This is a genomic window from Mesorhizobium sp. B1-1-6, assembly GCF_006443035.1.
In the GTDB taxonomy this organism is placed as follows: domain Bacteria; phylum Pseudomonadota; class Alphaproteobacteria; order Rhizobiales; family Rhizobiaceae; genus Mesorhizobium.
Genome location: NZ_VFWR01000016.1, coordinates 1 through 19,623 on the forward strand (window position 1 = coordinate 1; position 19,623 = coordinate 19,623).

Genomic DNA, 19,623 nt, shown 5'->3' on the forward strand with positions numbered 1-19,623 from the left:
AATCCAGCCAGCATCTTGAATCACAAACATCCGGTTTTGGGAATCCTACGATTCTCCCAAAATAGGAAATGCTCTAGCGCGCCTTGGCGGTGGCGAGCGCACGTGAAAAGGCGGTGGCGAAGCTTTCGCGGGAATCGGGGTCGAGAAAGCCGCCGATCGCCACGTTTTGTCCCTGCGCCTCGACCGCCATCCGGGTGATGCCGATTTCGGCGTGACGGGCGACCGAAAAGCGCGCCCAGAACGGGTTGAAGCGGTGCGCTTCCGATTTTCCCGACGGCGCGGTCTTGCGGATATCGAGGCTGGTGCGCGAGATCGACACCTCCTCGCGGGCGCGGGCGGCACGGTAGTTCATGCGGAAGGCAATGTAGACGGCGACAACGTCCAGACCGAAGAAGCCGAAAACCGGCCAGGCGCCGCGCGACAGGAAAAAAGCCCCGGTCACCAGCCAGCCGAACAGCAGCGCGACCATCAGCACGGCGAAGCCGGTCTTGCCCAGCGACCGGTGCGGGGTCAGCAAGGCGCTGAAGAAGGGTTCGTCCGCCTGGAACGAGGCATTTGTGTCGTTCATATCTGGATATTATAGGAAGGAAATGGCAAGCCCCAAGTCCAAAGTACCCGCACAATCCGAAAAGAAGCCACTGCCTGGACGGCGCGACGGCTCGAACGCCAAGCCGAGCCCCAGGCCGGCCCGATCCAGAACGCTCTACAGTCCGGCGGAGGTGCATGAGATTTTCCGGCGCTTTGCCGTCCAGCGGCCGGAGCCGAAGGGCGAGCTCGAACATGTAAACCCCTTCACCCTGCTGGTGGCCGTCATGCTGTCGGCGCAGGCGACCGACGCCGGCGTCAACAAGGCGACGCGGGCGCTGTTCAAGATCGCCGATACGCCGCGCAAAATGCTGGATCTGGGTGAGGCCAGGGTCGGCGACTATATCAGGACCATCGGTCTGTGGCGCAACAAGGCCAAGAACGTCATCGCGCTGTCGCAGGCATTGATTCGCGATCATGGTGGCGAGGTGCCGGACAGCCGGGACGAACTGGTCAAATTGCCGGGGGTCGGGCGCAAGACCGCCAATGTCGTGCTCAACATGGCCTTCGGCCAGCACACGATGGCCGTTGACACGCACATCTTCCGCATCGGCAACCGCATAGGACTGGCGCCCGGCAAGACGCCCGACCAGGTCGAGCAGGGGCTGTTGAAGATCATTCCCGACGAATATATGCGCCACGCGCATCACTGGCTGATCCTGCATGGCCGCTACGTCTGCAAGGCGCGCAAGCCGGATTGCCCGGCCTGCGTCATCGCCGACCTCTGCAAGGCGCAGGAAAAGACGACCAGCGTGCCGGCGCCGCTGGTCGAGATCGCTCCGCTCGAGGAAGCGAGCGGAATTCAATAAGTTAACTCTCCTCCACAAACACCTCTTCGCGCTTCTTCTTGACCGCGGGCAGGAAGACGATGACGAGCACGGCGAGCGCGATGAGGAGCAGGCCGGCGCTGATCGGTCTCGTCACGAAGGCGCTGGGATCGCCACGCGACAGAATCATGGCCCGGCGGAGATTTTCCTCAAGCAGGGGGCCAAGCACGAAGCCGAGCAGCAGGGGCGCGGGTTCGCAGCGCAGTTTGGTCAGGAGATAGCCGAGGAAGCCGAAAAAGGCGACGGCGTAGAGGTCGTAGACATTGGTGTTGACGCTGTAAACGCCGATCGAGCAGAACGCCATGATGATCGGGAAAAGCACGTAATAGGGGATCGTAAGCAGCTTCACCCAGAGCCCGATCAGCGGCAGGTTCAGGACGATCAGCATCAGGTTGCCGATCCACATGGAGGCGATGATGCCCCAGAAAAGCGCCGGCTGTTCGGTCGCGACATTCGGGCCGGGCACGATGCCCTGGATGATCATCGCGCCGATCATCAGCGCCATGACCGGATTGGCTGGAATGCCGAGCGTCAGCATGGGGATGAAGGAGGTCTGCGCGCCGGCATTGTTGGCCGATTCCGGCCCGGCGACACCTGCGATCGCGCCCTTGCCGAATTCTTCGGGGTTTTTCGATACGCGCTTTTCGACCGTGTAGGAGGCAAAGGCCGCGAGGATCGCGCCGCCTCCCGGCAGGATGCCGAGCGCTGAACCGATGATCGTTCCGCGCACGATGGGCGCCGCCATGCGCCTGAAGTCGTCGCGGGTGGGCATGAGGCCGGAAACCTTTCGGATCATCACCGAGCGCTCATGCTCGTTTTCGAGGTTGCGAAGGATCTCGGCGATGCCGAAGACGCCGACCGCCACGGCGACGAAATTCAGCCCGTCGGCATATTCGGGGATACCGAGCGTGAAGCGCGGCGTGCCGGTGTAGATATCGGTGCCGACAATGCCGAGCAACAGACCGAGCACGACCATCGCCAGCGCCTTGACGATCGAACCGTGCGCAAGCGCGACCGACGAGACGAGGCCGACGACCATCAGCGAAAAATATTCGGCCGCGCCGAACTCCAGCGCGATCGAGGTCAGCGGCGGGGCGAAGATGGCGACGAGGAAGGTCGACACCGTGCCGGCGAAGAACGAACCGATCGCCGCGATCGCGAGTGCCGCGCCGGCGCGGCCGTTCCTGGCCATCTGATAGCCGTCGATCGCCGTGACGGCCGAGGACGATTCGCCGGGCATGTTGATGAGAATGGCCGTGGTCGAGCCGCCATATTGCGCACCGTAATAGATGCCGGCGAGCATGATGAGGGAGGAAACCGGGTCGCCGATCTGAAAGGTGATCGGCAAGAGCATGGCGATGGTCGCGGTGGCGCCAATCCCGGGCAGGACCCCGATCAGCGTGCCAAGAAGGACGCCGATCAGGCAGAATCCAAGGTTCGTCAGCGATGAAGCGGTCGAAAAGCCGAGCGCCAGATTGTCGAGGAGCTCCATGCTCATCTCCTCACAATGGCAGCCATGGGCCAAAGCGCCGGAACGGGAGGCCGAGCGCGTAGCTGAAGACGAGGAATGCAAACAGGGTCAGGCCGGTCGACAGCACGAACGCAGTCAGCGGTTTCATGCGGCCGCTGGCGAACGATGCGATCAGCGCCGTCAGGAAGATAGACGGAATGAAGCCGAGGCCGCGCACCGTCAGGCCGAAGAAGATCGGAGCGGGAAGGATAAACAGCGAGCCGCGCCACGCAATGTAGCCGATCGGATCGCCCTCGAATCGCATCGCCTGGACGAGGATGACGAGGCCAAGCAGGATCAGCACGATCGCCAGCACCAGCGGGAAATAGCCCGGCCCCATGCGGAAGGCGGTGCCGATTTCCAGGCCGAGCGACTGCAACGCGAAAAATGCGCCGAAAACGATGAACAGCGCAGCGCATATGCCGTTCGTCCTGTCGATTGCGAAAGCCTTCATGACATTCCTCCCAAGCTGCGGGCGCGCGACGATACCGAAGCGAAAACGGGGCGCCGGCGGCGCCCCGTTCAAAACTCAGTCGGCGTATTGGCCGGCGGCTTCGATGATCGGCTTCCAGCGCGCGATCTCGTTTTCCAGCTTGGCCTTCAGCGCGGCCGGCGTCGCGTCGGCCTGCGGCGACGGCCTGGTGCCGAGCTCGGCGAAGCGGGCGGCGACGTTCTCGTCCTTCAGCGCGACCTGCAGGGATTTCGACAGCCGTTCGGTGATCTCCGCCGGAGTGCCCTTGGGGGCATAAAGACCGTGCCAGATGCTGACCTGCACGTCGGGAAGGCCGGCTTCCGTCGTCGTCGGGACATCGGGCAGCACATCGAGGCGCTCCGGCGAGGTGACGGCGTAAGCCTTGATCGTGCCGCCCTGGATCTGCTTGGTGGTGTTGGTCGTCTGGTCGCACATGATGTCGACCTGGCCGCCGAGGAGATCGGTCATGGCCGGGCCGGTGCCCTTGTAGGGGACGGTGACCAGCGGCGTCTTGACAGCGCTCATGAACAGCATGCCGCAGAGATGCGAGGCAGCACCTATGCCGGCATTGGCTACGGTGACGCTATCCTTGTTGGCCTTGGCGTACTCGACCAATCCCTTCAAATCGGCCGGCTCGAGGTCCTTTCGGCCAACGATGGTCATTGGCACCTCGGTGACGAGGCCGACATATTCGAAGGCGTTCAGCGTGTCGTAGGCGAGCTTTCGGTAGAGTGTGGCACTGGTGGCCATGCCGATGTGATGGAGGAGCAGGGTGTAACCGTCCGGCTCGGCCTTCGCGACGCGGCCAGCGCCCAGCGTGCCACCGGCGCCGCCGACATTCTCGACGATGACCTGCTGGCCGAGATCCTTGGACATGGCTTCCGCGACAAGACGCGTGACCGTGTCGGTCGGGCCGCCGGCCGCAAACGGCACCACGACGGTGATGGTGCGTTCGGGATAGGTTTGCGCGCCTGCGGCGACGGGATAAAGCATGACCGCCACGGCGGCAGCCAGAGCGGCGACAAATCTTCTCATCGTGATTTCCTCCCAGAGCTTAAATCTTCAACCGCTGCGCGGAGTTCTCCTCGACACCGGCTGCACGGGTACAACTAGGGCAGGCTAACAGATTGCAATCGTACTCAAATGGCAAAGTGCTGATATCCGCAACCGTTCTGGCTTGCGATCCATGAGGCGGCCGGACCATCGGAGGAACGACTGCCCCGGCTGGATCGGGGCACGCCAAGCGCGCGCCGTCTGTCTGGAAGATGATCCGTCCTGGCCTGGCCCTTGCACGCGGCCGGTGATTTGCTAGGTGCTTTGCAGGTTTGAGCGAGGGCGACCCATGAACCATCACGACACAAGCGGCGTTCCGGTGATCGAAACGACGCGCGCCGTCCTGCGAGCGCACCGGCTGGAGGATTTCGACGCCTATGTCGCCATGTGGGCCGATCCGGTCGTCACCCGCTTCATCGGCGGCAGGCCGCGCACGCGAGAAGAGAGCTGGATGCGCTTCCTGCGTCACGCCGGGCTCTGGTCGCTGCTCGGCTACGGTTTCTGGGCGATCGAGGACAAGGCGACGGGCCGTTTCGTCGGTGAGGCCGGGTTTCACGACCTCAAGCGCGATATGGAGCCGCCGATAGAGGGCATTCCGGAGGCCGGGTGGGCGCTCGCTCCGGCCGCCCACGGCGCCGGCCTCGCCACCGAGATCGTCAGCCGCGTGCTTGGCTGGGGCGACGAGACCTTCGGACGTGGCAAAACCGTCTGCATCATCGATCCCGAAAACACCGCTTCCTTGAACGTGGCGACGAAGTGCGGCTACCGGGAGGTGGCGCGGACCATCTATCACGAAACCCCGACCATCCTGCTGGAGCGGTTGGCCTGAGCACTCGCCAAGTGCCTAAAGCGCGCGGCGTCGAAACGGATTCATGCGCTGCGCTTAGCTTTCTTGTTTTACGTCGTTCTCCCAAAGCCGAGGTCCCTTTGGGCGGCATGCATTAGCGGTCGTTCCGCAAGGGCGTCGAAATGATCCGAGAACGCCGTCTGCTCCTGATAACCGCGCCGGGACTGGCATTATCCGTTTGCACCGCGGCTTCGCGAGCCGCTTCATCGAGCATCGCGGCATCCTCGCCGAAGGCGCGGGTGGCACGGGCCGCCGCCTCGAGCAGCGGCCGCCGCATGCGCCGCAGGAAGGCCGCGTCGACGCGTGTGCTCGGGCCGGCCAGGGTCAAGGCGCCGAGCAGAACCCGCCCCGGCCCGAACACCGGCGCCGACAGGCCCGCCGTCTGCGGGTCGCGGTCGCCGATAGCGAGGCAGTTGCAAGTCTTGCGGATGGTTTCGTAGGGTTCGCCCGGCTGTCCGGAAAACGCCGCCAGCACACGCCCGCCGGAGCCCACCAGCAACGGCAGGACGTCACCCTCGCGGATCGTATAGCGGATAGGATGCTTGGACTCGACCCGGTAGAGACAGGTGCGCACGTCTCCCGAGCGGACATAGAACGCAACGCTTTCCCAGCTTAGCTCGCAGAGGTCGCGCATGATCGGCAGCAGGATGTCGACCGCCACGACTGACCGCTGATAGAGCGCGCCGAGCCGGAAGCTGGCCGGTCCGATGCGGTAGCGGCCGTCGTCCAGGCGCTCGAGCAATTGTCCGCGCAAAAGCGAATTGGCCAGGCGCAGAATGGTGCTCTTATAGAGGCCGGTTCGGGCCGCGATCTCGGAAAGGCTGAGCGAGCGGTCCGCCGTGGTGAATGCATCGAGGATGGCAATGGCCCGGTCAAGCGCGGCAACACCGTCGGCTGACGCGCTCCGGATTTCGATGCCAGCTGGTTTGCCTGCCGAATTCATTGGTCCCCAGTCGAACAAAGGTCGAGCGGCGCGATTGTGTCGCGCAGCTCAAGCATTCTGTCCAGCAGAATATCGTTCCTGTTGACGGAACGCGGTAAAGTCTGCTTGAACTCAAGCACGGGTCTGGTTTCAGGCGCGTTTTTGGCGGGCACCGGAGGAGGTGTCGTGATTTGGAGGAATCCCATGCTGAACAGACGCAAATTTTTGATGAGCACCGCTGCCGCGGGGGCCGCCGGGCTGGTGGCGTCGCGTCTTTCTCCCGCCTTTGCCCAAGGCACGCCGCAGATCCAGATTTTCGTGCCGGCGGCGCCCGGTGGCGGCTGGGACCAGACCGCGCGCACGATGGACCAGGTGCTGCGCAGCGAGAAGCTGATCTCCGGCTCGCAGATCACCAATGTCGGCGGCGCCGGCGGCACGGTCGGGCTGCCGCAATTCATCAGTCAATGGAACGGCAAGGGCAATTCGCTGATGGTCGGCGGCATGGTCATGGTCGGCGCCATCATCGCCAACAAGGCCGCCAATAATTTGACGCAGGTCACGCCGATCGCCCGGCTCACCGGCGAGTTCGAAGCGCTGGTGGTGCCGGCGGCCTCTCCGTTCAAGACGGCCGCCGACTTCGTCGCCGCGCTTAAAGAGGATCCGACGAAGGTTCCCGTCGCCGGCGGCTCGGCCGGCGGTTCGGACCATATCCTGTTCGGCCTGATCGCCAAGACGGCGGGCGTGCCGGCGACAAACCTGTCCTACGTGCCGTTCGCGGGCGGCGGCGAGGCGCTGTCAGCGCTGCTCGGCAACCAGGTGGCGGCGGGCATTTCCGGCTTTGGCGAGTTCTCCGAACAGGTCAAGGCCGGGGCGCTCAGGCTGCTCGCCATTTCCGCCGACAAGCGGCAGGAGGGCATCGATGCGCCAACGCTGAAGGAAGCCGGCATCGACGTCGAACTGTTCAACTGGCGCGGCGTCTTCGCACCCCCCGGCGTCTCCGATACCGATAAGGCGGCGATGATCACGCTGGTCGAGACCATGGCCAAGAGCGATGCCTGGGCCACGGAATGCAAGAACCGCAACTGGACGCCCATCCTGCTCACCGGCGACGACTATGCGAAGTTCCTTGCCGAGGATACGGCTCGCATCGAAGCCATCCTCAAGGATCTCGGGCTCGCCTGATTTCCCTGAAGGGGGCGGGTCCATGGTCCGCCCTTTTTCCTCCCGCCGTTCGCATGGACATGCGATCCACCGGGGATGAAGATAGGATAAAAGCCGGCTGTGAGACGCCGGCTGTCTTGGGAGGACATTCATGAGCACCAGCGACCAGCAGGCTGCGTCCTCGCGCCTTGCCGTACCCGAACTGCTGATCGGCATCGGGCTTCTGGCCTGTGCCGGGGCGGTCGCCTGGCAGACCTTGGCGATCCCGGTGTCGCCGCTCTACTCCAAGGTCGGCCCGACCGTCTTTCCCTACCTCACCATGTTCGGCCTGGTGGTTCTTTCGCTCCTGCTCATCGTCGCCGCACTGCGCGGCGGCTGGCAGCCGGAGGAGGAAAAGGAGACGCCGACCGACTGGAAGGCGATGGGCTTCGTCGTCATCGGCCTTGTCGCCAACCTGCTCCTGATCCAGCCGCTCGGCTTCACCGCGGCATCCGTCATCATGTTCGTTCTGGTCTGCTACGGCTTCGGCAGCCAGCATACGCTGCGCGATGCGCTCACTGGCCTCGTGCTGGCGCTGGCCGCCTATTTCGGCTTCGCCAGGGCGCTCGGCGTCAATATCGGCGCCGGTTTCATCGAGAACCAGCTGAATACGGTAATCGATGCGTTCACCAGCACGCTGAGGGGCTGACGCCATGGAAACGCTAGGCCATCTGGCACACGGTTTCGCCGTCGCCTTCACTCCGCTCAACCTTCTGTGGTGCCTGCTCGGCACCACGCTTGGCACCGCCATCGGCGTGCTGCCCGGCCTCGGACCGGCGCTGACCATCGCGCTGCTTCTGCCGATCACCTACCAGGTTGCGCCGGAGGCCTCCTTCATCCTGTTTGCCGGCATCTATTACGGGGCCATGTATGGCGGCTCGACGACCTCGATCCTGCTCAACACGCCAGGCGAAAGCGCTACCATCGTCACCGCGCTGGAAGGCAACAAGATGGCCCGGTCCGGGCGCGGCGGCGCCGCACTTGCCACCTCGGCGATCGGCTCCTTCGTCGCCGGCACTCTCGGCACGCTGGGCGTCGCCTTCCTGGCGCCTATCGTGGTCAGGTTCGCGCTGGCCTTCGGCCCGGCCGAATATTTCTCGCTGATGGTGCTGGCCTTCATCACGGTTTCGGCGGTGCTCGGCTCGTCCTCGGTGCGCGGCTTGACCAGCCTGTTCGCCGGCTTTGTTATCGGCATGATCGGGGTCGACCTGCAGACCGGCCAGCCGCGCTTCACCTTCGGCATGACCGAACTGCTCGACGGCGTCGACGTCATCATCGCCGCCGTCGGCCTGTTCGCCGTCGGTGAGACGCTCTACATGGCCTCGCGCCGTTATGCCGGCAAGGACGAGATCGTGCCGCTGAAGGGCTCGCTCTATATGACGGCGGCCGAATGGAGGCGCTCGTGGAAGCCCTGGTTGCGCGGCGCCGCGATCGGCTTCCCGATCGGCGCCATGCCGGCCGGCGGCGCCGAGATCCCGACCTTCCTGTCCTATGCCATCGAAAAGAAACTTTCGAAGCACAAGCAGGAATTCGGCACGGTTGGCGCCATCGAGGGCGTAGCCGGTCCGGAGGCCGCCAACAATGCCTCGGCCGCCGGCGTGCTGGTGCCGATGCTGACGCTCGGGCTGCCGACCTCGGCGACGGCGGCAATCATGCTTTCGGCCTTCCAGAGCTACGGCATCAATCCAGGCCCGCTGCTTCTGACGACACAAGGCAACCTGGTCTGGGGACTGATCGCCAGCCTGTTCATCGCCAACGTCATTCTCGTCATCCTCAATCTGCCGCTGATCGGGCTTTGGGTGCGGCTGCTGAAGATCCCGGCGCCGCAGCTCTATGCCGGCATCCTGGTTTTCGCCACCGTCGGCACCTACGGCATTTCGCAGTCGCCGATCGACCTCGCCATCCTCTATCTCCTGGGTGCTGCCGGCTTCCTGATGCGGCGCTTCGATTTCCCGACCGCGCCCGTCATCATCGGCATGATCCTGGGACCGCTCGCCGAAACCCAATTCCGCCGCGCCATGACGATCTCGAACGGCGACTGGTCGGTGTTCTACAAGCACCCGCTGTCGCTGACCCTGCTGACGCTGGCCTTCATCGGCCTGGTCGGGCCGCATATCTGGGCCTACATCGAACGCCGCCGATTGCGGGGGCCGGAGCATGTGCCGGGCGATGCCTGATCGATTTGAAGTGACATGACAGACCTGCTTTCCGGCATTCGCGTGCTCGACCTGACCAACGTCCTGGCCGGGCCCTACTGCGCCTACCAGTTGGCGCTGCTCGGCGCCGACGTCATCAAGGTCGAGGCGCCGCAAGGCGGCGACCTGGCGCGACAGCTCGGCGGTTCGCCGGAACTCAACCAGGCCGGCATGGGAGCTTCGTTCCTGGCTCAGAATGCCGGCAAACGCTCCGTCGTGCTCGACCTCAAGAAGGAAGCCGAGCGCGAACGCTTCCTCGACCTGGTCGCCAGCGCCGATGCGCTGGTGGAAAACTTCCGCCCCGGCGTCATGGACCGGCTTGGCCTCGGTTACGAGGCGCTGAAGGCGGTTCGCCCCAGCCTTGTCTACTGCGCGATATCGGGCTTTGGCCAGACCGGGCCGATGCGCGACAATCCGGCCTATGACCAGATCATCCAGGGCCTTTCGGGCATTATGAGCATCACCGGCACGCCGGAGACGGCACCCTTGCGGGTCGGCTATCCCGTCGCCGACACGCTGGGCGGACTGGTCGGGGCCTTCGCCATCGTCTCGGCGCTGGTAAGGCAGAAGACGAGCGGCGAGGGTGCTTTTCTCGACGTGTCGATGCTTGAATGCACATTGTCGGCGCTTGGCTGGCCGGTTTCCAACTATCTGACGGCCGGGGTCGATCCCAAGCCGATGGGCAATGAGAACATGACGGCGGCACCGTCGGGCGCCTTTCGCACCGGCGACGGTCTGCTCAACATCGCCGCCAACAAGCAGGAGCAGTTCGTAACGCTTTGCCGGCTTATCGAACGGCCGGAGCTGGCGTCGGATCCACGCTTTGCCGAGCGCGAGACGCGCAAGCGGAACCGTGCGGCGCTGAAGATCGAGATCGAGGGGGCCCTGGCGAATGGCCCGGCGGCTGCGTGGGAAGAAAAACTGAACCGCGCCGGGGTGCCGGCGGGCAGGGTGCTGACGATCCCGCAAGTGCTGGCCGAACCGCAGGTGCTGGAGCGCCAGATGACCAGGGCTTTCGACGGCGTGGCTGACATGGAGAGACCGCTGACGGTTCTGCGCGGCGGCTTCATGGTCGATGGTACGGCTCCATTGCCGGCCTCCCCGCCACCGGCCCTGGGCGAGCACATGGACGAGGTTTTCGCCGGCCTGTCGCCCCGAGCGAAGACAAAGGCACTCACATGAACGAGCAAAAGACGATATGAGTGAGCAAAAGACGGGCCGCGAGCGTGCAGAGGAGTGGTGGCAGACCGGCATCATCGAAATGCGGCCGGGCGTCATCCGGCTGCGCGGCTATGAAATCCAGGACCTGATCGGCCGCGTCAGCTTCCCGGCTGTCATCTGGCTGATGCTGCGCGGCGAATTGCCCAGCGAGGAACAGGCCGCGCTGCTCGGCATTGCGCTGGGCGCCGCAGTCGACCACGGGCCGCAGGCGCCGTCGATCGCTATCGCCCGCATGGCGGCGACCTGCGGTGTCGGCATCAACAGCGCCATGGCTTCGGCCATCAACGTGCTTGGCGACGTGCATGGTGGCGCCGGCGAGCAGGCGCTTGCCTTCTATGGCGACATTGCCGCGGCGCTCGATGGCGGCACGACGCTGAAAGAGGCTGTCTCGGGGCAGCTCGACCGGTTCTTTGCCGGGGAAAAGGGCTACGTGCCGGGGCTGGGCCATCGCTTCCATCCGGTCGACCCGCGCGCGCCGCGCCTGATGGAACTGACGCGGGAGTTTGCCGCGCGCGGCGTGATCAATGGCCGCTTCGCCGACATCGCCGAGGCGATCGAGGCGGAGGTCGCGCGGCGCAAGGGCAAAAAGATACCGCTCAACATCGATGGCGCGACCGCCGTCATTTACGGCGAGCTCGGCTTTCCGCCGCCGCTAACGCGGGGGCTTTTCGTGCTGTCGCGCTCGGTCGGCATCCTGGCGCATGCCTGGGAACAATCCCAGCAAGCCGAGCGGAACAAAGGTCCGCTGCCACGCGAATGGCTGTGGGCCTATGCCGGGACGCCAGTGCGACCGCTCCCCGAAGAGGACGGCGCCGGGGCGTGAGGCCTTTACGTAGGGCCGATTTGTGCCGGCTGGGGAAGCTTCAAGGTCCTTACCAGCGTCGAAAGTTCGGGTTCGTCGATGAGCATGGCCGCATCGGCCGGCGCCAGCCAGGCCCGTTGCCGCCGTTTGGCTTCCTGCCAGTCGGCAAGCTCTTGCGTTACTTCCAACAGATAGACGATGACATCGACGCGCACGAACCGGTTGGCCAGCCGCTTCCAATAGGAATAGGTGCCCGCCGGCTGCTTCAGGGTCTTGCCGAGCACGCCCGCTTCTTCCTGCGCCTCGATGGTGGCCGCCTTGCGTCCGCTCTTGCCTTTCATCGGCCAGCCCTTGGGTACGATGAAGCGCCTGGTGGTGCGCGAGGTGACCAGCATCACCTCGATGTCGCCGCGCTGGTCCAGCCGAAAAGGGATAGCCGCGACCTGGCGGATCGTCTCGCCCTTCTTGGCCTTGCGCACGGCCTTTTTCTTGGTGGCTGCCATTCGTAAAATCCAGTCGGTGCAGTGCCCATACCGTGACGCGGTGTCGTTGCAAAACCCAAACTGCCGCAGGGGCACCGGAACGCCCCTACCATGTAAGTCGGCTAAATAAAAGGGAAGCCCGCCTCAGCGGCAGGTGCTTACGGCGGTGTTGCCGATTATCTGGGTCTGGCAGTTCGGCCTGACCCGCGGCACGATGGGCGGCGGCTGTTGCACGATCACCCGGTCCTGAGCCCGATTCTGTTGCTGCTGCTGCTGAAACTGCTGCCGCTGGACACGGTTTTGCAAGGCCTGCAGATCGTTCTGCTGGATCAACGCGTTGTTGTCGACGGAGGGAATGAGCACCTGCGCGGAAGCAGGCAGACAGATGCCCGCCAGCGTCGAGGCTGCCAATGCCGCCGTCATGAAAACCGTTGATGGCCGAAGCGCCAACATCTGCTCATTCCCGCACAAACAAAATTCACTCTACATATAGTGCGTTTGTCCCCTCGTGCCACGCCAGAGTGCCGAATAACAGGAAATCGCGTGATCGCGCCCCCTTCGCGGCGGAGGAGAATCTGCCCCGCCGCCCGCATCGCACTTGACGGAAGCGGTCGATTCACCGCTCTATCGGGTTGACGCTGGCCTCGAATTCCATGGCGTCAACGGCGTCGGCATGTCCGTCGGATGCAACGGCGCCTTCGAGGAAACGGTCAAACAGAACGCCGACAGTGCGTCCCTCAGGATCAGCTTCCAGCTGGCTCAGGGATGGAGCCGGGCAAAAAGGGGTCCTTATGAGGAAGCATGCGTATCTGCTGGCGATGCTGGCGGCTGCCTGCATCGCCGGTCTTCCGGCCACGGCGGCGCAGACAAAAGGCGACAAAGCGGCGGCCGCGCCCGCCGCCAACCAGCCACAGCTGCCCGGCGGCGCATCGGCCCTCTCCGAAACCCATGGCGACTGGGCGGTCAACTGCCAGATATCGGGCGCGGCCAAGGCATGCAGCCTGTCACATCAGCAGTTCAACAAGCAAAGCAACCAGCGCCTGCTGGCGATAGAGCTGTCGAGCAGGACGGGCGAAGACGCGACCGGCACGCTCGCCTTGCCGTTCGGCCTGGCGCTCGCCAAGGGCGTCAGCCTGACGATCGACGACCAGAAGCTGGACGGCAGCCTGCAGTTCAACACTTGCCAGGCTGTCGGCTGCCTGGTGCCGGTGGCGTTCGATGCCAATGTCGTCCCCGTGCTCAAGGCGGGCACCACCTTGAAGGTCGATGCCTTCGCGGCGGATACGGGGCAAGCGGTTAGCTTCTCCATTCCGCTCAATGGCTTCGGCAGTGCGCTTGCACGGACCGCGGAGCTTCTTGCCGACTAACACGTTCAGCGTTCGATAGACTCGCCAGCCCGCGCTAAACCTTTGTTTTTGCGGAATTCCGACGATCCAGCTCGTCAAACCACGATCGTTTTCAGCCGTTCTGCGATCAGGGTGGCGAGCCGGGCCGCGACTTCGTCCTTGCTCATCTCGGGCCATTCCTCGACGCCGGCCTTCGAGACGATGCGAACACGGTTGCGGTCGCCGCCCATCACACCGGACGGACCGACGCCGCTGGTCTGCGACACGTCGTTGGCGACAATGAAGTCGGCGCCCTTCTTCCTCAGCTTGGCTTCGGCGTTGCGCAAAAGGTCCTGCGTCTCGGCGGCGAAGCCGACTACCATCGTCGGCCGCCGCCTGTGATGCCCGACGCCCGCAAGGATGTCGGGGTTCTCGATCATGCGCAGCACCGGCGGGCCTTCCCCCGGTGCCTTCTTGATCTTCTCGCCGGCCGGGCTGTCGGCGCGCCAATCGGCGACGGCGGCGACGAATACCGCCGCATCGGCCGGTAGAAGCTGTTCCACGGCATCGCGCATCTCCTGCGCCCGCTCGATATGGATGGTCTTCACACCAGCCGGATCGGCGATGCTGACGGGACCGGAGACCAGCCTCACGTCGGCGCCGAGCCTGGCCAATGCCGCCGCAATGGCATGGCCCTGCTTTCCCGACGATCGGTTGGCGATGTAGCGAACGGGGTCGATCGGCTCGTGCGTCGGGCCTGACGTGACGATGATCTTCTTGCCGGCCAGCGGCTTGGATCCGGTATAGAGCAGCGCCTCGATGGCGGCGACGATCTCCAGCGGCTCGGCCATGCGACCTTCGCCAGCCTCGTTGCTCTCGGCCATCTCGCCTTTGGCGGGGCCAACGAAGGTGATGCCATCCTTGTGCAGCGCCGCACGATTGCGCCGCGTCGCCGGATGCGCCCACATTCTGGGGTTCATGGCCGGCGCCATCAGCACCGGCTTGTCGGTGGCCAGGAGCACGGTGGAGGCAAGATCATTGGCGTGGCCGTTGGCGAGCTTGGCCATCAGGTCGGCGGTGGCGGGCGCCACCACTAGCAGATCGGCCTCGCGCGATAGCCTGATATGGCCGACATCGTGCTCGTCATTGCGATCGAAGAGATCGGTAAAGACATGGTCTGCCGAGAGCGCACCGGCGGACAGCGTGGTGACGAATTCCCGCGCAGCCGACGTCATGACCACGCGCACCGCCGCACCCCTTTCACGCAGACGGCGGATCAGGTCGAGTGCCTTGTAGGCGGCGATGCCGCCGCCGATGATGAGCAGGATGCGCTTGCCGGAGAGGCTCATGAAGGACCAGAGATCATCAGCGACTTTCTTCTGATCAAAATCTGCTTTTTGCAGCTCCCGGCCGAATTCGAGGATCTCCTCCGCCGTAACGAAATCCTCGGCACCTTTGAAGGTGGGCGCCACTTCCTTGAGCAGCAGACTTCTTGCCTCCTGCTCCATCGACACACCATGACGGGCAGCCCGCTCGCGCAGTCTTTGTTTCAAATCCTCGTCGAGATTGCGAATGGTCAGGGTACCCATGGCTAACTTTGCCTCCCTGCCATTGGTTGAACCTTGGCCTCGTCCTTGAATGTCAGGCGTCCACCATCGAAGCCTTTCGTGGTCGGAAGCCCCACTGATGCCGCGAGCACATCCCGCGCCTCCTGCTCCATGGAAACGCCGCGCGCAGCACCGCGTTCACGCAATCGCTGCATGACATGATCTTCCAGATTCCGGACAGTAATCCTGGCCATAGTCGCACTCCCTGCGCACAATATAGCTATCCCGTCTCTCGACTGCAATGACCGCATTGCTGTCATTGCAGTCACTCAGAGCAGCTTCCAGGCTATATAGACCAGCGTCAGGGCTATCACCCACAGCGCCACGCGGCCGGAGCGGTTGTAGCGCGCTTCGGCCTTTCCGATGGCGCGGGCCGTCGCCTCGTCGAAGCGCAGGCCATGCTCGGCCATCAGGTCGATCTCGCGCGACAGCCGCTCGGTGCGCGCTGCCAACTCGGGGGCTTGGCGGATCAGCGTCAGCATCGCCTTGCCGCCGTCGCGGGCGTCGGCCAGCAGGCCGCTTGGCCCGAGATTTCCTGATATCCAGCCGCTGACCACGGGTTCGGCGGTCTTCCACATGTTGAAGGCCGGATCGAGCGTGCGCGCCACGCCCTCGACCACCACCATGGTTTTCTGCAGGAGGATCAGTTCGGGCCGCGTCGCCATGTCGAAGAGTTCGGTCACCTCGAACAGCAGCGTCAGAAGCTTGGCCATGGAAATGGTCTCGGCCGGCTGGCCATGGATCGGCTCGCCGATGGCGCGGATCGCCTGGGCGAAGGCCGCGACATTGTGCTGGCGCGGCACGTAGCCGGCCTCGAAATGAACCTCGGCGACGCGCAGATAGTCGCGCGTGATGAAGCCGTAGAGGATTTCGGCGAGGAACCGGCGCTCCTTCTTGCCGAGCCTGCCGGCAATGCCGAGATCGACCGCGACGATCGTGCCATCAGCCTCGACGAACAGGTTGCCCGGATGCATGTCGGCGTGAAAGAAGCCGTCGCGCAGCGTATGGCGCAAGAACGACTGGATGAGGTTGGCCGCGATTGCCCTCAGATCGTGTCCAGCGGCGGCGAGTCCGGCGATGTCGTTCATCTTGATGCCGTCGACCCATTCCATGGTCAGCACGTCGCGGCCAGTGCGCTCCCAGTCGACGGAAGGGACGCGAAAGCCCGGATCCTCCCTGGTGCTTTGACCAAGTTCGGAAAGCGCGGCCGCCTCGAGGCGCAGGTCCATCTCGATCTTGGTGGTCTGCGCCAGCGTCTCGGTCACCTCCACAGGCCGCAGCCGGCGTGAGGAGGGGATGTATTTCTCCTGCAGGCGGGCGGCGAGGAAATAGCTTTCGAGATCCTGGAAGAAGCGGCGGCGCACGCCCGGCCGGATCACCTTGACCGCTACCTTCCTGGCGACGCCGCCATCGACGGTTTCAGCGGCATGGACCTGGGCGATGGAGGCCGCGGCGACCGGGTCGCCGAACCGCGTGTAGAGGTCGCCGAGCTTGCGCCCGAGCGAGCCCTCGATGGCCGCCACCGCCTCGGCCGTTGGGAAGGTGTGCATCTTGTCCTGCAGCATGGCGAGATCGAGCGCCATGTCGTTGCCGACGACATCGGGTCGTGTCGCCAGAAACTGGCCAAGCTTGACATAGGACGGCCCGAGCCGGACCACCGCCTTGGCCAGCCGATCGCTGCGCTCATAGGCGAGCGCGCGGCGGCGGGTAAACAGCCGCGCCAGCCGCCAGCCCAATTTCGGCAGGCCGGACAGTTCCTCGCCGGGCAAAGCGGCGACGACGCCCTCGCGCACAAGCACCCAGCCGGCCCGCATGAGCCGAAATCCAGCGCTGACGGTGCTCATGCCCGGGCCTGCCTCAAAGTTTCCAGCCCGAATGAAGCGCGGCGATGCCGCCGGAATAGTTGCGGAACGAGACCCGATCGAAGCCCGCGCGGGTTATCATGGAAGCAAAATTCGCCTGGTTGGGGAATTTCGCGATCGACTCGACCAGATAGGAATAAGGCTCGCCGTCGCCGGTGACGGCCTTGCCGATCTTCGGAATGGCCTTGAACGACCAGGCCTCGTAGACCCTGTCGAGCAACGGCATCTCGACCTCGGAAAATTCCAGGCACAGGAACCGCCCGCCCGGCTTCAGCACGCGCAACGCTTCGCTGAGAGCGACGTCGATCCTGGGGACGTTGCGGATGCCGAAAGCGATGGTGTAGGCGTCGAAGGTGGCGTCCGCGAACGGCAGTTCCTCGGCATTGGCTTCGACGAAGTCGGTGTTGCCGGACATGCCTTTCCTTTGCGCCCTGTCGCGACCGACGGCGAGCATCGAGCCGTTGATGTCGAGCACGGTGGCATGAGCATGCCCATGGCTGGCATCGACGATGCGAAAGGCGATGTCGCCGGTGCCGCCGGCGACATCGAGCACGCACCAGCCCGGCCGCTTCGGCGGATTGAGCCAGGCTACCATGGCGTCCTTCCACAGCCGGTGCAGGCCGCCCGACATCAGGTCATTCATCAGATCGTAGCGGTTGGCGACCTTGTGGAAAACATCGTTGACCAGGGGCTGCTTGTCGCCTGCCCCTACACGCTTGAAACCATAGGAGGTTTCCATGCCGCCGGCGGCCGTGGTTCTCTCAACTGACATTTTTTTGATCCGTCATAAAACCGGCGGGACCATAGCCGATCGATGGTGCGGGCGCTATTGTTTAAGGCGCGGTGTTCGGCCGCGCTTCCAGGTGGCGGGTTTCGAGACCTGGACTGACCGACGGGATGTTTGAATGCCTTTGAAAGCGGAACTGCACTGCCACATCGAAGGGGCAGCGGCACCGGAACTCGTCATCCGACAGGCGCAGAAATACGGCAAGGACATCTCGCCCTATATCCAGAACGGCTCTTTCGTCTGGCACGATTTCACCTCTTTTCTCGCCGCCTATGATTTCGCCTCCGACCTGTTCCGGACCGAGGAAGACTATGCGCGGCTGGCTGACCATTATCTGACCAGCCTGGCTCGTGACGGCGCCATCTACTCAGAGGTCTTCACCTCGCCGGATCATGCCATGAAGGCGGGCCTGTCGCCCAAGGCCTATACTGACGCGCTCGGCGAAGGCATGGCCCGCGCCAAGGCCAAGACCGGCATCGAGGGCCGCATGATCGTCACCGGCGTGCGCCATGCCGGCGTCGAGTCCATCGAGCAGGCAGCGCGCTTTGCCGCGCGCTGCGGACATCCGCTGGTAACCGGCTTCGGTGTCGCCGGCGACGAGAGGGTCGGCGAGATGGAGGACTACGTCAGGGCATTCGAAATCGCCCGCGAGGCCGGGCTCGGCATTACCGTCCATGCAGGCGAACTGACGGGGTGGGAGACGGTCCAGGCGGCGCTCGATCACATCCGCCCGTCGCGCATCGGCCATGGCGTGCGCGCCATCGAAAACCCCGATCTTGTCCGGCGCATCGCCGATGAGGGCGTGGTGCTGGAATGCTGTCCCGGCTCCAACATCGCGTTGAAAGTGTTCGACAGTTTCGCCGCCCACCCGTTCCCCGCCCTGCTAGCGGCCGGCTGCAAGGTGACGCTAAACTCGGATGATCCGCCCTATTTCTGGACCTCGCTGAAACGCGAATACGACATCGCGGCCGAGTATTTCTCGATGAACGAGAAGGCGCTGGCGGCCGTTACCCGAACGGCCATCGAGGCCGCTTTCGTCGACAGGAAGACCAAGGCAACGCTGCTCAGCCGGCTGGATGCGAAGGCCAGGTGAATGAAGGCTGGGTGGACAGGGAGTGGCCAGCAGTGAGCAGTTTGGCGGAGCGCGCATCGGGACTCGCAAATCGGCTCACTATTCACTACTCACTATTGGCTACTCACCACGAACCACGTCGGAGCACATCATGAAGGGCGTCACCGTCGTCGACCACCCGCTTGTCCAGCACAAGCTGAGCATCATGCGCAAGAAGGAGACCTCGACGGCCGGTTTCCGGCGGCTGCTGCGCGAGATCTCGCTGCTGCTCGGCTATGAGGTGACGCGCAATCTCGAACTCACGACGACGACCATCGAAACGCCGATCGAAACGATGGAGGCGCCGACGCTGGAAGGCAAGAAGCTGGTCTTCGCCTCGGTGCTGCGCGCCGGCAATGGCTTGCTCGAAGGCCTGCTCGACCTGGTTCCGGCGGCCCGCGTCGCCCATATCGGCCTCTATCGCGACCATGAGACGCTGGAGGCGGTCGAATATTTCTTCAAGGCGCCGAGCGACCTCGCCGACCGGCTGGTCATCGTCGTCGATCCGATGCTGGCCACCGCCAATTCCGCCATCGCGGCGATCGACAAGTTGAAGGGGCGCGGCGCCACCAACATCCGCTTTCTGTGCCTGCTGGCGGCGCCCGAAGGCATCGAGCGCTTCACCAAGGCACATCCCGACGTTCCCGTCTTCACGGCTTCCATCGATCGCCAGCTCAACGAGAAGGGCTACATCATGCCCGGCCTCGGCGACGCCGGCGACCGCATGTACGGGACAAAGTGATTTACCGAAAGTTTACGCAACGGCGCGGTTTCGAGCGGCGTTAAAACGGCAAACACCATCCCGGCGTTAAGGA

General features: G+C 64.2%; 21 protein-coding genes. 10 read left to right on the top strand and 11 right to left on the bottom strand.

The window, feature by feature from the left end; translation table 11 throughout:
* Positions 1-73 precede the first annotated feature (73 nt).
* Positions 74-568 (bottom strand): DUF2244 domain-containing protein, encoded by a 495-nt coding sequence (locus tag FJ979_RS26575; protein WP_140500184.1) that lies wholly within the window; start codon positions 566-568, stop codon positions 74-76.
* Positions 569-590: 22 nt separating this feature from the next.
* Between FJ979_RS26575 and nth the strand changes: the two genes are divergently transcribed.
* Entirely contained in the window at positions 591-1,394 is an 804-nt protein-coding gene (nth, locus tag FJ979_RS26580; RefSeq protein ID WP_140584277.1) for an endonuclease III, read from the top strand.
* 1 nt (position 1,395) lies between these two features.
* Here the strand turns inward: nth and FJ979_RS26585 are convergent, their stop codons facing one another.
* From FJ979_RS26585 to FJ979_RS26595, 3 genes are all read right to left on the bottom strand, one after another.
* Entirely contained in the window at positions 1,396-2,904 is a 1,509-nt protein-coding gene (locus FJ979_RS26585; RefSeq protein WP_140513750.1) for a tripartite tricarboxylate transporter permease, read from the bottom strand.
* 10 nt (positions 2,905-2,914) lie between these two features.
* Positions 2,915-3,376, bottom strand: coding sequence for a tripartite tricarboxylate transporter TctB family protein (locus tag FJ979_RS26590; protein ID WP_140496398.1), 462 nt, complete (start codon positions 3,374-3,376; stop codon positions 2,915-2,917).
* A 75-nt stretch (positions 3,377-3,451) separates the two neighbouring features.
* Complete coding sequence (locus FJ979_RS26595) at positions 3,452-4,429, bottom strand: tripartite tricarboxylate transporter substrate-binding protein (protein WP_140584278.1); 978 nt, start codon at positions 4,427-4,429, stop codon at positions 3,452-3,454.
* Between the two features lie 307 nt (positions 4,430-4,736).
* Between FJ979_RS26595 and FJ979_RS26600 the strand changes: the two genes are divergently transcribed.
* A complete protein-coding gene (locus FJ979_RS26600; RefSeq protein ID WP_140584279.1) occupies positions 4,737-5,276 on the top strand; it encodes a GNAT family N-acetyltransferase in 540 nt (179 codons plus the stop codon).
* Between the two features lie 112 nt (positions 5,277-5,388).
* On the opposite strand, the gene FJ979_RS26605 is transcribed toward FJ979_RS26600, so the two are convergent.
* A complete protein-coding gene (locus FJ979_RS26605; protein WP_246675019.1) occupies positions 5,389-6,237 on the bottom strand; it encodes an IclR family transcriptional regulator in 849 nt (282 codons plus the stop codon).
* Between the two features lie 183 nt (positions 6,238-6,420).
* Between FJ979_RS26605 and FJ979_RS26610 the strand changes: the two genes are divergently transcribed.
* The 5 genes from FJ979_RS26610 to FJ979_RS26630 all read left to right on the top strand — a co-directional run bounded on the left by FJ979_RS26610 (position 6,421) and on the right by FJ979_RS26630 (position 11,655).
* Positions 6,421-7,398, top strand: a complete 978-nt coding sequence (locus FJ979_RS26610; RefSeq protein ID WP_140513746.1) for a tripartite tricarboxylate transporter substrate-binding protein — start codon at positions 6,421-6,423, stop codon at positions 7,396-7,398.
* A 130-nt stretch (positions 7,399-7,528) separates the two neighbouring features.
* Complete coding sequence (locus tag FJ979_RS26615) at positions 7,529-8,065, top strand: tripartite tricarboxylate transporter TctB family protein (RefSeq protein ID WP_140584280.1); 537 nt, start codon at positions 7,529-7,531, stop codon at positions 8,063-8,065.
* Positions 8,066-8,069: 4 nt separating this feature from the next.
* Positions 8,070-9,593, top strand: coding sequence for a tripartite tricarboxylate transporter permease (locus tag FJ979_RS26620; protein ID WP_140584281.1), 1,524 nt, complete (start codon positions 8,070-8,072; stop codon positions 9,591-9,593).
* A 15-nt stretch (positions 9,594-9,608) separates the two neighbouring features.
* A complete protein-coding gene (locus FJ979_RS26625; protein ID WP_140522488.1) occupies positions 9,609-10,793 on the top strand; it encodes a CoA transferase in 1,185 nt (394 codons plus the stop codon).
* Positions 10,794-10,809: 16 nt separating this feature from the next.
* Positions 10,810-11,655: a citryl-CoA lyase gene (locus FJ979_RS26630; protein ID WP_140584282.1), complete on the top strand. Its 846-nt coding sequence runs from the start codon at positions 10,810-10,812 to the stop codon at positions 11,653-11,655.
* A gap of 5 nt (positions 11,656-11,660) precedes the next feature.
* On the opposite strand, the gene FJ979_RS26635 is transcribed toward FJ979_RS26630, so the two are convergent.
* Positions 11,661-12,137, bottom strand: a complete 477-nt coding sequence (locus FJ979_RS26635; protein ID WP_140496381.1) for an NUDIX hydrolase — start codon at positions 12,135-12,137, stop codon at positions 11,661-11,663.
* A 123-nt stretch (positions 12,138-12,260) separates the two neighbouring features.
* Positions 12,261-12,539, bottom strand: a complete 279-nt coding sequence (locus FJ979_RS26640) for a hypothetical protein (RefSeq protein WP_224557047.1) — start codon at positions 12,537-12,539, stop codon at positions 12,261-12,263.
* A 368-nt stretch (positions 12,540-12,907) separates the two neighbouring features.
* Between FJ979_RS26640 and FJ979_RS26645 the strand changes: the two genes are divergently transcribed.
* Positions 12,908-13,483, top strand: coding sequence for an invasion associated locus B family protein (locus tag FJ979_RS26645; RefSeq protein ID WP_140584283.1), 576 nt, complete (start codon positions 12,908-12,910; stop codon positions 13,481-13,483).
* A 74-nt stretch (positions 13,484-13,557) separates the two neighbouring features.
* Here FJ979_RS26645 and coaBC read toward each other — a convergent pair whose 3' ends face one another.
* The 4 genes from coaBC to ubiE all read right to left on the bottom strand — a co-directional run bounded on the left by coaBC (position 13,558) and on the right by ubiE (position 17,682).
* On the bottom strand, positions 13,558-15,030 hold the full coding sequence (gene coaBC, locus FJ979_RS26650; RefSeq protein WP_210241485.1) for a bifunctional phosphopantothenoylcysteine decarboxylase/phosphopantothenate--cysteine ligase CoaBC: 1,473 nt from the start codon (positions 15,028-15,030) through the stop codon (positions 13,558-13,560).
* A 2-nt stretch (positions 15,031-15,032) separates the two neighbouring features.
* Positions 15,033-15,242, bottom strand: coding sequence for a plasmid stabilization protein (locus FJ979_RS26655; protein ID WP_140496375.1), 210 nt, complete (start codon positions 15,240-15,242; stop codon positions 15,033-15,035).
* Positions 15,243-15,317: 75 nt separating this feature from the next.
* Positions 15,318-16,892 carry a 2-polyprenylphenol 6-hydroxylase gene (gene ubiB / locus FJ979_RS26660; protein ID WP_140496372.1) on the bottom strand — a complete coding sequence of 525 codons (1,575 nt, stop codon included), beginning with the start codon at positions 16,890-16,892 and terminating at the stop codon, positions 15,318-15,320.
* 13 nt (positions 16,893-16,905) lie between these two features.
* The gene (gene ubiE, locus FJ979_RS26665) at positions 16,906-17,682 is read right to left on the bottom strand and encodes a bifunctional demethylmenaquinone methyltransferase/2-methoxy-6-polyprenyl-1,4-benzoquinol methylase UbiE (RefSeq protein ID WP_140584284.1); all 777 of its coding nucleotides are present in this window, start codon (positions 17,680-17,682) and stop codon (positions 16,906-16,908) included.
* 133 nt (positions 17,683-17,815) lie between these two features.
* Between ubiE and FJ979_RS26670 the strand changes: the two genes are divergently transcribed.
* Both FJ979_RS26670 and upp read left to right on the top strand, forming a co-directional pair.
* A complete protein-coding gene (locus FJ979_RS26670; protein ID WP_140513737.1) occupies positions 17,816-18,790 on the top strand; it encodes an adenosine deaminase in 975 nt (324 codons plus the stop codon).
* 130 nt (positions 18,791-18,920) lie between these two features.
* On the top strand, positions 18,921-19,550 hold the full coding sequence (gene upp, locus FJ979_RS26675; protein ID WP_140496366.1) for a uracil phosphoribosyltransferase: 630 nt from the start codon (positions 18,921-18,923) through the stop codon (positions 19,548-19,550).
* The last annotated feature ends 73 nt before the right edge of the window (positions 19,551-19,623 follow it).